Below are 13,341 nucleotides of genomic sequence, written 5' to 3'. Positions count from 1 at the left end.
ACTGGAAAAGGATCTCTCGTGTCCAAGAGCATCGAAGTCAACGACCTCAACGTCTACTACGGCGACTTCCTCGCCGTCGAGGGCGTATCGATCGACATCAAGCCCAACACCGTCACGGCCTTCATCGGCCCGTCCGGATGCGGCAAGTCCACGTTCCTCCGCACCCTCAACCGCATGCACGAGGTCATCCCGGGCGCGCGCGTGGAGGGCGAGGTCCTCATCGACGGCAACAACCTCTACGGCGCCAACGTCGACCCGGTGCTCGTGCGCCGTCAGGTCGGCATGGTCTTCCAGCGTCCGAACCCGTTCCCGACGATGTCGATCAAGGAGAACGTGCTCGCAGGCGTGACCCTCAACAACGCGCGCATGGCGAAGAGCGACCAGGAGGCCCTGGTCGAGAAGTCCCTCCGCGGCGCGAACCTGTGGAACGAGGTCAAGGACCGCCTCGACAAGCCCGGCTCCGGCCTCTCCGGCGGTCAGCAGCAGCGCCTCTGCATCGCCCGCGCCATCGCCGTCTCCCCCGACGTGATCCTCATGGACGAGCCGTGCTCGGCGCTCGACCCGATCTCGACCTTCGCCATCGAGGAGCTCATCGCGGAGATCAAGAACGAGTACACGGTCGTGATCGTGACGCACAACATGCAGCAGGCATCGCGCGTGTCGGACAGGACGGCGTTCTTCAACATCGCCGGCACCGGCAAGCCCGGCAAGCTCATCGAATACGACGACACCTCGACGATCTTCACGACCCCGTCGGTGCAGGCCACCGAGGACTACGTCTCGGGGCGCTTCGGATAAGACGGTCTCTCCCGCGCGCCGCTCCGCGGGCACAACTTCGGACCTCGGCCGCGAAACGCCGTGTGATCATCTGATCACGCGGCGTTTCGTCTTTCTGCTCCGACGCTCAGCCCGCTGGTCCGCGTCGACGAGTTCTTCTGCACGGCGAGCGTATGCGGAGGAGAGTTCCACAGGTCGCGGGTTTGAGCACCGGAACGGATGTCGGAGCCGACGATCCTTGGCGGATGTGCGTATCCATCGACTCGATCGACGTATGGACGTGGCGGGAGCTGCGCAGGTCGCATTCTCGCCGTGAACTCGAGCGCCGGGTGCGAGACGAGGAGCTGCGTCGGCTTCGACGCGGTGTGTACGCAGCCCCCACGGCGTGCTCTGACGTGGTCGAAGCCGCCGAGCACGGGGGCTCGATCGGCTGCGAGACGGCGGCACGCCACCTCGGGCTGTGGGTGCTCGACGAGCCCGGCATCCACGTGTGGATGCGTTCCGATCGCCACCATCATGGTTCCGCGTCGAGGACCTGCGAATGCACGCGGCACTGGGACGCCGGTCCGGGAGAGGAGACCTTCGGGCTCCCGTCCCTCCCGCGCGTCCTGCTGCAGATCTACCGATGCCGCGGTGCCGAAGCCTTCTTCGTCGCCCTGGAGTCGGCCCGTCGTGTGGGACTCCTCCCCCGAGCCGCCTTGCGATGGTTGCGGAGCGTGGTCGATCGCACCGGCAGAGACCTCATCGACTTCTCGCGCGACGATTCGGACAGTGGACTCGAGTCACTCGTGCGGCTGCGCATCCGCAAGTACCGCTGGTCGGTGCGAACGCAGGCCGAGATCATCGGAACCGGCCGAGTCGACCTGCTCGTGGACGACTGGCTGATCATCGAGACCGACGGCAAGGACAACCACGACGGCGCATCGCACCGCCACCGAGACCTGGTCCGCGACGCGACGGCGGCGTCATGGGGGCATGTGTCGTTGCGCTTCGACTACGCGATGGTTCTCCACGACTGGGATCTCGTCGAGCGGGCCATCGTCGCGATGATGGCCCTCCGCCCGTGATTCGCACACTCGCACTTCACGTGATCTCACTCGAAGGTGCTCCGAGCACAGCTTCGGAGCAAGTGTGTGTGCACGACTTCGGAGATGGAGCCGCAGCACGCCGTACTGCCGAGTCGCACAGTGGCGTGTCGCGTTCGGGCTCCGAAGCTGTGCCCGGCCGGTCAGGCGCGGGCACCCGGCCGCAGGCGGCGGCTCGCCGTCAGTCGCGGGGGGAGAGCAGGTACGCGTTGAGCTCGGCGGTGAGCGCGGCGTCCACGGGGATCTCGGTGCCGTCGACGGCGGTGATCGGAGCGGCCAGACGCACGCTGGACACCAGCCACGCGGCATCCGCTCTGGTCAGGTCGGATGCCGGGATCTGCGCGTAGCCGACCTCGAAGCCGCGGGACGCGAGGTGGTCGTAGACGCTCAGCTGCGTCGTGCCGTGCAGGATACCGCCGTTCGGCGCCGGTGTGACGAAGCGGTCCCCGAAGCGCAGGATCAGGGATGCGGTCGGCGCCTCGAGCACGAACCCGTCGCTGGAGAGGAAGATCGCGTCGTCGGCACCGCGCCGTCGCGCCTCCCTCAGTGCCGCCATGTTCACGGCGTACGACAGCGTCTTCGCTCCCAGCAGCAGCCACGGGGCGCGCTCGGCGACGCCGAGGTCGTATCCGCGATCGAGCGTCACCACGCGGACGCCGTTCACACGGGCCGCCGTGAAGTCGCCGGCCGGCGCCGCGGTGACCCAGGCGGTGGGGGTCGGCCCGTGCTCGACGCCGCGGCTGAGGATGAGCTTGATCACGGCCTCCCCCTCCCCGCACTCCGCGGCGGCGACGCCGATCGCCTGACTCCACTGCGCCGGGTTCGGGACGGGGAGATCGCACAGCCGCGCCGAGTGCGCGAGGCGCTCGAGGTGCGGCACGACCTCCTGCGCATGGCCGTCGACCACGCCGATCGACTCGAACACCCCGTCGCCGCGCTGGGTGCTCAGCTCGCCGACGCTCAGGGCGGGGGCAGCGGCATCCACCATGGTGAACGTGTCGCCGTAGTCGGAGCGGGCCTCATCCGCGGCCACGGGGTCGATCATCAGTGCGAAGCGCCGGGTCATGCTCCGAGCCTAGGGCCCCGGGAATAGACTCCGCCGCATCGCGTTACAATGGATCAGGCCGGGCCGCATAACCCCGGGCTCCAATTTTCGCCGCTGCGAGCGGCCTTCCGCCGAGAGGCGTTCTTGCGGCCCGGTCTTCTCATATCCGGGCGCCGAAGACCGATCAGGCCAGGGCGTCCATCCGCCACAGCACCGCCGAGGCGCTGAGGTCCTGGGCGTAGCCGCTCAGCCGCAGCGCCCTGGTCGTGAGCTCGCTCGCCCTGGCCGGCTCCGTCGGCTCGTAGTCGTCCGCGGTGTGCGTCGCTCCCGAGGCCTGCACCCGGCAGAAGGCGGCCGCCCGTTCCAGCGCCACCGCGAAGTCGCCGCGGAACGCGCCCCGCAGGATCGTGTCGATAAGCGTCACGATCTCCTCCGGGTTCGCGGGCACCGGCGCTCCGGCGATGACGGCATCCGCCGAAGGGAGCTCGACACGCCCCCGCTCGTACAGCAGCGCCGCCGTCCGCGGATCCGCATGGATCGCGAGCTGCAGCAGGTACAGCCGCCACAGCGCCCCGGGAAGAGTGCGCGACGGCGCCTTCGACCACAGTTCGGCGATCTCGTCGATGCCGTGCTCCGCGGTGAACGCGACGAGACGGTCGGCGCTCACTCCGCTCTCGTCGGCGCGGACCCTGGTGAGCAGGGCGGATGCCGTCGCATGGGCGATCCGCGTCTCCTCGGCAGGGTCGTGCGAGCCGACGATGTTGTCGAACGCCTGCGTGGGGCGGCGGACGGGGCGGTGGTGCTCAGGCATCCATCCAGGGTACGCGCGTCCGGCGGTGTCAGGCGGTCGGGATGACGATCACGGGATCGGTGGTCGGCTGCCCGCTGGGCGAGCCGCCGGCCTCCTCCACGGTCACCGCGATCACGTCGCCCGCGTGCATCTCGCCGTCGAGCACGGCGGAGGTCTCGCCGTCCGCCGCCGAGAAGAGGCCGGCGGGCACCGGCGTGTCCCCTCGGACGAACCACAGCTCGTACTCCTTGCCCTCCGGGAGCTCCGGGATGCCGTCCGCGACCAGCACGACCGTGCCCAGGGACGCCGACCAGTGGGCGGTGGCCGTGCCGCCGCCGTCGAGGGAGACGGTGGCCTGTTCGGCATCGCCCGCCGCCCGGATCTCCTCGAGCGCGACGACGCTCGCAGGGCGGTTCAGCTGCTGGTTCAGGGCGACAGCGCCGAAGCCGACGCCGACGAGCAGGGCGAGGCATGCGGCGAGCGCGAAAAGGATCCGCAGCGGATGCCGTGGGCTCCGTGCGGCGCTCTCCTCGCCGGCCGGGGCCGGTGCGGAGACCTGCACGGTCGCCGCGGGCGGCTCCTCGGCGCCCTGCGGCGTCTCCGCGATCCGGGCGAGGAGGGCGGAGCGGATGCCGGCGGGCGGCGCCTCAGGCGCGACGGCACCGGCGAGCAGGTCGGCCGTCTCGGCATCCGTCTCGGCGATCGGGGACCACTCGGGGTGGTCCGCGAGCGCGTCGCGGTAACGGCGCTCGTCCTCCGGCGACAGCGCGTGCAGGGCGGCGGCGGCCGCGAGCTCCGCGAATTCGTCCTCGTTCATGCCCTCACCCCCATCGCCGTGCGGAGCCGGCTGAGACCGTCCCGCATCCGTGTCTTGATCGTCCCCAGCGGGGCTCCCACGAGCACCGCGATCTCGTTCTGACTGTAACCGCCGTAGTACGCGAGGACGAGCGCCTCCCGCTGCGCCTCCGGGAGCCCGGCGAGAGCCCCGACGACGCGTTCGCCTTCGAGGCCGAGCTCGACCTGCTCGGCGACGCTGTCGTGCGCCACGCCGAGGTCGCGGAGTCCGGCGCGCACGTCCCGGTCGGCGCTGGACTGCGACGCCCGAACCCTGTCCACGGCACGGCGGTGGGCGATCGTCATCACCCAGGACCGTCCCTGACCTCTGTTCGGAGCGAAGCGTCCTGCGGATTGCCAGATCTCGAGGAACACCTCCTGCAGCACCTCCTCGCTCTGCGAGCGGTTGACGAGGACCCGGAGGATGAGACCGAACACCCGCGGGGAGAGCGAGTCGTAGAGGGACGCGAAGGCGTCCTGGTCGCCGTCGGCGATGCGCACGAGCAGCTCCGCGACGGCGTCCTGCGCCGTCCCGTCCTCGGGCACGTCCATACCGTCGATGACCATCTCCACCAGCATGCCTCATCCCTCCTCGATCACGTGCCGACGTCACCCGAACGTGAAGGAATAGACCTGGATGCCCGGCGGGACCTCGAGCGTGAGGATGCCTGCGGCGATGTCCTCACCGGCGACGAGCCCGTACGAGCGCGGCGTGCCGTCGACGCGGAGCGTCCACTCCTCCCCTTCCGCGTCGCGGACCTCGATCTGCCCGGCTCCGGCGAGCACCACGCGCACCTCGGCGGCGTGGTAGTCCAGACGGATGCGGGCGCCCTCCTCCGCAGGGGTGGCGTACTGCGTCTCGATCGTCCAGTCTCCGTCGAGGGCGAAGGAGTCGTCCGGCTGGTCGGCGGGGAACGAGAACCCGGCGGAACCGGCCCGATACGCGCCTGAGCCGCCGTAGTTCACGTCCTTGGCGGAGCCGAGGAACGTCTCCCTCGTGGTCGAGCCCACCTCCGGCGTGTCGTCGGCGACCTCGGTGGGGGACGGCAGCCGGACGTCGGTGTCCGCATCCCGGAGCAGCTCCCTGATCATCGCCTCCGTCGCCGCGTAGTTCCCCTCGCCGAACGAGATGTGCCGCACCGTCCCCTCGGCGTCGATGAGGTAGTGGGCGGGCCAGTACCGGTTGCGGTAGTTCGTCCAGGTGGCGAGGTCGTTGTCGAGGGCGACGGGATACTCGATGCCGAAGCCTTCGGCGCCCGCCGCCACGTTGCCGGCGTCCTTCTCGAACGCGTACTCCGGCGAGTGGATGCCGATGACCTGCAGGCCGAGCTCGCGATACGCCTCGTCCCAGGCGACGACGTGGGGCAGCGAGCGCTGGCAGTTGATGCAGGAGTACGCCCAGAAGTCGATGAGCACGACCTGGCCGCGGAGATCGTCGAGGGCGATCGGCTCTCCGCCCGGCGTGTTCAGCCACTGCTCGATGCCCCTGATCGAGGGGGCGGTGCCGCAGGACTCCAGCACGGTGGCGCCGTTGGTGCACAGGTCGAGGTCCTTGTTCTCCTCGTTCACGAGCCCGCCGAGATCCAGTGCGTCGCCGACGCCCTCGGACTCGACGAGCCGATCCTGCAGAGGGGCGGTGTAATCCGGCAGCAGCCGCTGCAGCGCCTGCGGGACGTCGAAGACGAGCCCGATGGCGAGGGCGATCATCGCGATGCCGGCGGCGATGCGCAGCATCCGCTCCCGCGTGCGGAAGGCGCGGATGCGCTCGACGACACTGCGACCGGCCAGGGCGAAGAAGAGCAGCGGCACGGCGACGCCGATCGCGAAGGAGACGGTGAGCAGAACGGTGCCCGCGCCGATCCGGCCCGTCGAGCCCGCCACGATGATCGCGGCGAGCACGGGACCGGCGCACGGCACGAAGACCGCGCCGAGGGCGAGCCCGACGCCGAAGCCGCCGCCGCGGTTCGTGACCTCGCGCTGCCCGAACCTCTGGAACGGCCGTTCCAGGAGGTGCGCCACCCGCGGGACGATCAGGCCGACGCCGATGATCAGGAGCACCGCGATCCCCGCCCACCGGATGATGTCCTGCGGCAGGTTAAGCAGCCCGAGCAGCAGCGACCCTGCCAGCGTGACCAGGGTGAAGCTGAGCACGAGGCCGGCGATCACCAGGTACGGCCTGCTGCGCTTCGCGGGCAGAGGCTCACCGTCGTACCTCGCCGACTGGGCGCCGCCGGTGAGGAAGATCACCGGGAGCACGGGAAGGATGCACGGCGAGATGCCGGTGATGAACCCGCCGAGCAGGCCGATGATGATCAACTCCATGAGGTCCTCGCTTCTGTCTCCCCCTGTTCGCTCCGGACCGGCCGATCGGATTGGATGCGACAGGTCCCCATCCGATCCGGGGAGGGCTCCGAACAGCAGTCGACGCCGCGGAGAGGCCGCGGCGCATCACGAAGGAGCTCGAGATGTTCAGCACCAAGAAGAAGGTCACGGCGGCGCTCACCCTCACGCTGGCGAGCGCGTTCCTGCTCTCCGCCTGCACGATGGGCGGCACGACGACCGAGGAGCCCGCGGAGTCCACGGCCCCGGAGTCGACGGAGACGACGGCGCCCGAGACCATGGACCCGGCCGCGAACCTCGTCGGCCCCGGCTGCGCCGCGTACGCAGAGGCGGTGCCGGATGGCGCGGGATCCATCCAGGGAATGTCGCAGGATCCCGTCGCGGTCGCCGCATCCAACAACCCGATGCTGAAGACGCTCGTCGCCGCGGTGAGCGGACAGCTCAACCCGGACGTGAACCTTGTCGACACCCTCAACGGCGACGAGTTCACCGTCTTCGCCCCGGTGGATGACGCCTTCGCGAAGATCGACCCCGCCACGATCGAGGCCCTGAAGACCGACAGCGCCACGCTGAGCGCCATCCTCACCTACCACGTCGTCCCGGGTCAGATCGAGCCGGCCGACATCGCGGGCACCCACACGACGGTGCAGGGCGCGGATCTCGAGGTGACCGGCAGCGGCGAGGAGTGGATGGTCAACGACGCGAACGTCGTCTGCGGCGGCGTGCAGACCGCGAACGCGACCGTCTACCTCATCGACACGGTGCTGATGCCCCCGGCGCAGTAGGCGCCGGGCGCCGAGTGGGGACTCGGCAGCCGCCCCTCTCCCGGACGGGAGGACCGCGGAGGGGCTTCGAGGAGGGCGGTCGGCGATGGGGAACGCCGACCGCCCTCCTCCGCTCGCACTAGACTGGGAGCACACGGGCCTCTAGCTCAGTTGGCAGAGCATCGGACTTCAACAGAATAGGAGCGCCTCGGGGGAAACCTCGGGGATGACACCACTCAAAGTCGGGGAACCCTTCCTGGGAGACCAGTTGGCAATCCCGAGCCAAGCCGGATGAGAATCCGGAAGGTGTAGAGACTGGACGGGTGGCACCTACAGCGAAAGCCAGGGTGAAGGGACAGTCCAGACCACGAACGCCCGAAGGGCGGCGGCGAAAGCCGAAGTGGCAGGTTAATCCGCGGGTCGAGGGTTCGAGCCCCTCGGGGCCCACCGTGAACGAAGAATGTCGGCAGCCGGCGATAGCGTCAGGCCATGAAGCGCTGTGGGACATGCGGCGAGACTAAGGCGCGGACCGAGTTCAATCGAAAGGCCTCCCGGGCTGACGGCCTCCAGGAGGTCTGCCGCACCTGCAATCGCGAGTCTTCACGCCGCTACTACGCCCGTAACCGCGCGCATCACATCGAAGTCATCCGGGCGCGGACGAACGCGCAGAAGGCCGAGAACATCGCACTGATCTCACGCTTTCTCGCCGACCACCTCGCCCGGGAACGCTGAAACGTAGCACGGTGATGCGACTGGTACGCAACGGCCATCCCGCCGCCACGATCATCGCCGAGATCGACAAGTGCGACGTGCGCTGCCGCAACTGTCACGCCATCGTCACCTACGAGCGCATGGGAGGGAGCTGGCGGTCGACGGCGGCCGACCGCCCAGACGAGTGAGGTCGGCTCAGGCCCGCGCCCGGTGCCGGCGCACAGCCGCGCGGTTCGCGCAGCGCACGGAGCAGAAGCGCTGACGGCCGTTACGCGTGACGTCGACGACGACGTTCGTGCACGGCGGCGCCTGGCAGCGTCCCAGTCGCGTCATCCCGCGCGTCGTGAGGTGGAGGGCCGTCCCCACGGTGATCACGGCGCGCAGCACGAAGGCGAGGCGCTGGCCGTCGTCGCGGTAGTGCAGATGCCAGCCCTCGCCGTGATGATCGGTCAGCCGCGGGTACGTCGCCGCGGCGGCCATCTGCGCGTTCAGCAGCTCGGCGCGCGGCATCCCCGGTTCCGCATCCACGACCCGCAGCCATTCGTCGATCACGGCGCGTGCGAGCTCGCGGTCGTCAGGTTCGTCGGGGAAGTCCATCGTCATCCCGAACTCGCGGGTGCGCGCCTCGATCCCCGCCCGGTCGTCCGGCCAGTCGTTCGCGAGGGATGCCGCGAGCAGCACGGCATACTCGCCGTAAGGGTTGAGATGCATAAGGGCATTACATCACGCTGGGGACATGACCTCCTCGCAGACGCTTCCGATCCCTCTGCAGACGCTGGCGATCCATGAGCACGCGTGGCTCGTCGAGTCCCGGCATCCGACCAGCGAAGGCATCGTGCTGTACGTGCGATGCGACGGCTGCGGCACGCGGCGCGTCGATGTGCAGCAGCATCCGCACGTGCCGCCGACGGCGCTGAGCCGGGCGCTCCGCTAGGCGGTCAGCTCAGCAAGCGTGCGGACCGCGCGCAGGTTTCGCGCTGTGCCGGCGACGCCGAGGGCCCTGTCGAGCACCTTCTTCGTCAGCCTGGTGCCGTGCACCCCGTCCTCGCCGTAGTCGATCCAGAGATCGTCGCCGATCAGCGCGAGCCGCTCCCCCGGCACCAGCCGCTGCTCGAGCGCCTCCACCGCCCCGGCGCGCGGCTTCCCCTCGAGGAACATGGCGTGCAGCATCTTCTCGCTCGCGTCCGGGAACGGATGCTTCGCCGCCGCCGCGGCCAGCGCCCTGCCCGTGCGGAGGATCACCGGAGTGTCGACACCGAACCGGTCGGCGATCAGCACCCGCACCTCCGCGCATGTCGCCCGAGGATCGGAGGGATGCTCGCACACGATGTTCCCGCTCGCGATGTACGTGGAGACCTCGCCGAGGAGGGGCGCCAGCACCTCGCGCAGCTCGGCCATCGGCACCCTGTTGCGGCCGCTGACGTTCACCGCCCGCAGCAGCAGGGCGCTGCGACTCATTCGGCTCCGCTCTCGACGAGCTCGGCGCCCGCGTGCGCCAGCTCCGCGAGGGCTGCCTCGCTGGAGTCGGGGGCGACGCCGGCGATGAGGTCGGTGAGGATGCGGACGTGCACGCCATGTGCGACCGCATCCAGCGCCGAAGCCCGCACGCAGTGGTCCGTGGCGATCCCGACGACGTCGGCGCTGAGCACGCCGGCGGCGGCGAGGACGTCCCCGACGGTGTCCCCCTCGTCCGTCACCCCCTCGAACATCGAGTACGCCGGCTTCCCCTGGCCCTTGCGCACATGATGAGTGACGGCGTCCGTGACCAGCAGCGGGTCGTAATCGGCGCCCGCTGTGCCGGCGACGCAGTGCACCGGCCAGGTGTCGACGAAGTCGGGCTGATCGGCGAAGTGGCCGCCGTTGTCGCCCTCGGGGTCATGCCAGTCGCGAGAGGCGACGATGACGTCGTAGTCGGCCGCATGGGCGGCGAGAAAGGCGGTGACGCCCGAGGCCACCGCGTCTCCTCCCTCCACCGCCAGGGCTCCGCCTTCGGTGAAGTCGTTCTGCACGTCGACGATGAGAAGCGCTCTGCTCATGGATCGAGACTACGCCCGCTCATGCCTCGACGCCGGGGAACCAGAAGGCCCCGTGATGTTCTTCGCATCACGGGGCCTGGTGGAGCCGCTTGTCAGAATCGAACTGACGACCTTTTCATTACGAGTGAAATGCTCTGCCGACTGAGCTAAAGCGGCGCGGGTACCGATATTACCCGTTCCGGCGCCGCGTTGCGAATCGAGCCGATCACGCTAGCAGCGGAGGCCGTCCTCGGGCACGACGTCCTGGAGGAAGAAGTCCTCCACGGCCTCGTCCACGCAGATGTTGCCCTTGTTGTAGCCGGTGTGCCCCTCCCCCTCGCGGGTGATCAGGACGCCCTCCTCGAGCTGCGCCGCCAGGGACTCCGACCACGCGTACGGCGTCGCCGGATCGTTCGTCGTGCCGACCACGAGGATCGGGCCGGCACCCTCCGCTCGGATCTCCCCGCGGGTGCCGGTCGGCGGGTACGGCCACACCTCGCAGGAGTCCGGGCCGCTCCAGTACGGCGCGATGGTCGGGGCCCCCTCCGCGATCTTCGCCTCGTACGCGGCTTCGGCGGCCGGGTCGTCCTCCACCGGATAGTCCATGCAGTTGTAGGCGCGGAACGCCTCGCCGGAGTTGTCGACGTACGTGCCGTTCTCGCGGCTGTTGTAGTAATCGGCGAGTACGAAGGCGGTCGACGGGTCGCCCTGCAGTGCTTCGTCGAGCCCCTGGGTGAGGTACGACCAGCTCTCCTCGGAGTACAGCGCGGCGATGATCCCGGTCATCAGCGAGTCCGCTCCGAGCATCCGCCCGTCGCCGTTCTCGAGCGGCTCCGCGTCGACGCTCGCGAGCAGAGCCCCGAGGTCGGCCATCGCCTCGTCGACGGTGCCGTTGAACGGGCACTGCCCCGAGTCGAGGCAGTCCTGCATGTACGCGCGCAGCGCGGACTCGAACCCGAGCGCCTGCGTCGCCCCGACGTCCAGCCCCGACACGGCGGGGTCGATCGCGCCGTCGAGGACGAGGCGCCCTGCCTTCGCCGGGAACAGCGACGCGTAGGTCGCCCCCAGGAAGGTGCCGTACGAGTAGCCGATGTAGTTCAGCTGCTTGTCGCCCAGCACCGCCCGGATCAGATCCATGTCGCGCGCCGAGTTGACGGTCGTGATGTAGGGCAGGATGCCGTCACTGTTCGCCTCGCACGCGTCGGCGAAGGCCTTGTGCCGCTGCAGCAGCTCGGCCTCCCATTCGGCGGTGCCCCGCGGGGCGGACGGGATGCCGTACAGGTAGTCGTCCATGTCCGCCGCGTCGAAGCAGGTCACCGCGGTGGATGCGCCGACGCCGCGCGGATCGAAGCCGATCACGTCGTAGGCGTCGATGAGGTCGGCGCCTACGGCGAAGTCGAGGCTGTCCCTGACGACCTCGACGCCGCTCGAGCCCGGGCCGCCCGGGTTCGTCAGCAGGGAGCCCAGCCGCTCGCCGGTCGCCTGGTGCCGCACCACGGAGAGGGTGATCTCGGCACCCCCGGGGTTCTCCCAGTCGAGCGGGGCGGTGACGTCGGTGCAGTCGAAGCCCGGGCCGCACTCGGTCCAGACGAGGGTCTGCCCGTAGTACGGCAGCAGCTCCGCGGCCACTCCCTCGGTGTCCGGCGGGTAGGTGACGGACGGTCGGGGCTCGGCCTGCTCGGGGATCAGCGCGTACAGGCAGCCGGAGAGCGCCACGGATGCCGCGGCGAGGCCGGCGATCACGGCGGCTGCGCGACGGAAGCGGGAAGTCGGTCGATCGTTCACGGTGTCCTCCCGCTCGTGACGGTCACGAGCAAGCTCTCCAGGGCGAGCAGCGGGGCGACGTTGCGCTCCAGCGACTGCCGGGTCTCGGCAAGGTGGTCCAGCACGACCAGGGTACGGGCCTGCGGCCAGGCGTCCGCGAGCGCGGACAGCTCGTCGCGGAGCTCGGCGTTGATAAGGGCGTCGCCGCGCCCGAACTGGAGCATCACGACATCGCGGAACAGCGACTGCAGGTCGGTGAGGACTCGGTCGATGCCGTCGCGGAGGCTCCGGGTGGCGCGCTTCTTCTGCTCGTCCTCCAGCGCGGAGATCTGCGTGCGCAGCGCCGGCGGCACGGCCTGCCCCTCCGCGACGCCGACGGTGCGGAGCAGCGACGCCCGCTCGGCGGCATCCCGCTCGGCGGTGAGCGCCTTGGCGTCGTCGGTGGCCGCCTGGATGATCCGGCCGGCGACGTCGACGGCGTCGGACACGCCGCGCACGCCGAGGACGGCGCGGAGGGTCTCGTCTCGGCGCCGGCGCGCGGCGTCGTCGGTTGCGAGGCGCTGCGCCATGCCGATGTGCCGCTGAGCGTGTCGTGCGGCCTGCTCGGCGATCTGCGCATCGACGCCGGTGCGCAGGCTGATCAGGCGCGCGACGTCCGCCACGTCGGGTTCGCGGAGGCGCAGCGAGCGCACGCGGGAGCGGATCGTGGGCAGCAGATCGGCCTCGCTGGGCGCGCAGAGGATCCACACCGTCTGCTCCGGCGGCTCCTCGAGCGCCTTGAGCAGCACGTTGGAGGTGCGCTCGACCATCCGATCGGCATCCTCGACCACGATGACCCGGTAGCGCCCGGCCGACGGCGCGAAGTAGGAGCGCTCGACGAGCGCGCGGGCCTCGGCGATCGTGATGATCACCTTGTCGGTGCGCAGCGCGGTGACGTCGGGGTGGGTGCCCGCGAGCACCTGCCGCATGGCGTTCTCGTCACCGGGGCTGTCGGCGACGAGCGCCGCGGCGAACGCGTAGGCGAGGGTGGAGCGCCCCGATCCGGGCGGGCCGGTGATCAGCCAGGCGTGCGACAGCGCCGCAGGGTCGGATGCCGCGGCCCGCAGCGTCTCGACGGCGGCGTACTGACCCCACACGTCCCCCCACGGGAACTCCGCCGGGACGGCCTGGGCGGCGACGTGCGGAGCGTCGTCGGTACGGGGCATGACTTCAGCGT

General features: G+C 70.1%; 16 protein-coding genes and 1 tRNA gene. 6 read left to right on the top strand and 11 right to left on the bottom strand.

Annotation, left to right across the window (positions count from 1 at the left end; genetic code table 11):
- Window positions 1-18: 18 nt before the first annotated feature.
- Together pstB and G6G98_RS15340 are read left to right on the top strand one after the other, a co-directional pair.
- Window positions 19-798 (top strand): phosphate ABC transporter ATP-binding protein PstB, encoded by a 780-nt coding sequence (gene pstB / locus G6G98_RS15345; RefSeq protein WP_067354658.1) that lies wholly within the window; start codon window positions 19-21, stop codon window positions 796-798.
- 374 nt (window positions 799-1,172) lie between these two features.
- Window positions 1,173-1,844: an endonuclease domain-containing protein gene (locus G6G98_RS15340; protein WP_243842147.1), complete on the top strand. Its 672-nt coding sequence runs from the start codon at window positions 1,173-1,175 to the stop codon at window positions 1,842-1,844.
- Window positions 1,845-2,043: 199 nt separating this feature from the next.
- Here G6G98_RS15340 and G6G98_RS15335 read toward each other — a convergent pair whose 3' ends face one another.
- From G6G98_RS15335 to G6G98_RS15315, 5 genes are all read right to left on the bottom strand, one after another.
- Window positions 2,044-2,928 carry an aminodeoxychorismate lyase gene (locus G6G98_RS15335; RefSeq protein ID WP_067354653.1) on the bottom strand — a complete coding sequence of 295 codons (885 nt, stop codon included), beginning with the start codon at window positions 2,926-2,928 and terminating at the stop codon, window positions 2,044-2,046.
- 163 nt (window positions 2,929-3,091) lie between these two features.
- Window positions 3,092-3,718 carry a DNA-directed RNA polymerase subunit beta gene (locus G6G98_RS15330; protein WP_067354651.1) on the bottom strand — a complete coding sequence of 209 codons (627 nt, stop codon included), beginning with the start codon at window positions 3,716-3,718 and terminating at the stop codon, window positions 3,092-3,094.
- A 28-nt stretch (window positions 3,719-3,746) separates the two neighbouring features.
- Complete coding sequence (locus G6G98_RS15325) at window positions 3,747-4,514, bottom strand: anti-sigma factor (RefSeq protein ID WP_164234428.1); 768 nt, start codon at window positions 4,512-4,514, stop codon at window positions 3,747-3,749.
- Entirely contained in the window at window positions 4,511-5,110 is a 600-nt protein-coding gene (gene sigK / locus G6G98_RS15320) for an ECF RNA polymerase sigma factor SigK (RefSeq protein WP_208321512.1), read from the bottom strand. Before sigK ends, G6G98_RS15325 begins: the two co-directional genes overlap by 4 nt.
- A 30-nt stretch (window positions 5,111-5,140) precedes the next feature.
- Window positions 5,141-6,853, bottom strand: a complete 1,713-nt coding sequence (locus G6G98_RS15315; RefSeq protein ID WP_164234427.1) for a cytochrome c biogenesis protein DipZ — start codon at window positions 6,851-6,853, stop codon at window positions 5,141-5,143.
- Between the two features lie 143 nt (window positions 6,854-6,996).
- Here G6G98_RS15315 and G6G98_RS15310 point away from each other — a divergent pair, with 143 nt between their 5' ends.
- The 3 genes from G6G98_RS15310 (at window position 6,997) to G6G98_RS15300 (ending at window position 8,534) form a co-directional block, all read left to right on the top strand.
- Entirely contained in the window at window positions 6,997-7,656 is a 660-nt protein-coding gene (locus G6G98_RS15310) for a fasciclin domain-containing protein (RefSeq protein ID WP_067354643.1), read from the top strand.
- 468 nt (window positions 7,657-8,124) lie between these two features.
- Window positions 8,125-8,367, top strand: a complete 243-nt coding sequence (locus G6G98_RS15305) for a hypothetical protein (protein WP_164234426.1) — start codon at window positions 8,125-8,127, stop codon at window positions 8,365-8,367.
- 14 nt (window positions 8,368-8,381) lie between these two features.
- Entirely contained in the window at window positions 8,382-8,534 is a 153-nt protein-coding gene (locus G6G98_RS15300) for a hypothetical protein (protein WP_164234425.1), read from the top strand.
- 7 nt (window positions 8,535-8,541) lie between these two features.
- Here G6G98_RS15300 and G6G98_RS15295 read toward each other — a convergent pair whose 3' ends face one another.
- Window positions 8,542-9,057: a CGNR zinc finger domain-containing protein gene (locus tag G6G98_RS15295; protein WP_067354640.1), complete on the bottom strand. Its 516-nt coding sequence runs from the start codon at window positions 9,055-9,057 to the stop codon at window positions 8,542-8,544.
- A 25-nt stretch (window positions 9,058-9,082) separates the two neighbouring features.
- On the opposite strand from G6G98_RS15295, the gene G6G98_RS15290 reads away from it, so the two are divergent.
- Window positions 9,083-9,280: a hypothetical protein gene (locus G6G98_RS15290; protein ID WP_164234424.1), complete on the top strand. Its 198-nt coding sequence runs from the start codon at window positions 9,083-9,085 to the stop codon at window positions 9,278-9,280.
- Here G6G98_RS15290 and G6G98_RS15285 read toward each other — a convergent pair.
- The 5 genes from G6G98_RS15285 to G6G98_RS15265 all read right to left on the bottom strand — a co-directional run bounded on the left by G6G98_RS15285 (window position 9,277) and on the right by G6G98_RS15265 (window position 13,330).
- On the bottom strand, window positions 9,277-9,804 hold the full coding sequence (locus G6G98_RS15285; protein WP_164234423.1) for a DUF1697 domain-containing protein: 528 nt from the start codon (window positions 9,802-9,804) through the stop codon (window positions 9,277-9,279). The genes G6G98_RS15290 and G6G98_RS15285 overlap by 4 nt on opposite strands.
- On the bottom strand, window positions 9,801-10,382 hold the full coding sequence (locus G6G98_RS15280; protein WP_164234422.1) for an isochorismatase family protein: 582 nt from the start codon (window positions 10,380-10,382) through the stop codon (window positions 9,801-9,803). Before G6G98_RS15280 ends, G6G98_RS15285 begins: the two co-directional genes overlap by 4 nt.
- Window positions 10,383-10,462: 80 nt before the next feature.
- Window positions 10,463-10,538: transfer RNA gene (locus G6G98_RS15275), tRNA-Thr, on the bottom strand.
- A 54-nt stretch (window positions 10,539-10,592) separates the two neighbouring features.
- Complete coding sequence (locus G6G98_RS15270; RefSeq protein WP_067354630.1) at window positions 10,593-12,146, bottom strand: alpha/beta hydrolase; 1,554 nt, start codon at window positions 12,144-12,146, stop codon at window positions 10,593-10,595.
- Window positions 12,143-13,330, bottom strand: a complete 1,188-nt coding sequence (locus G6G98_RS15265; RefSeq protein WP_164234421.1) for a DNA polymerase III subunit delta' — start codon at window positions 13,328-13,330, stop codon at window positions 12,143-12,145. The genes G6G98_RS15270 and G6G98_RS15265 overlap by 4 nt, the downstream gene beginning before the upstream one ends.
- Between the last annotated feature and the right edge of the window lie 11 nt (window positions 13,331-13,341).

Origin of the sequence: Microbacterium hydrocarbonoxydans, assembly GCF_011752045.1 — a bacterium.
Classification (GTDB): domain Bacteria; phylum Actinomycetota; class Actinomycetes; order Actinomycetales; family Microbacteriaceae; genus Microbacterium.
This window is presented reverse-complemented; position numbering and strand designations above follow the sequence as displayed.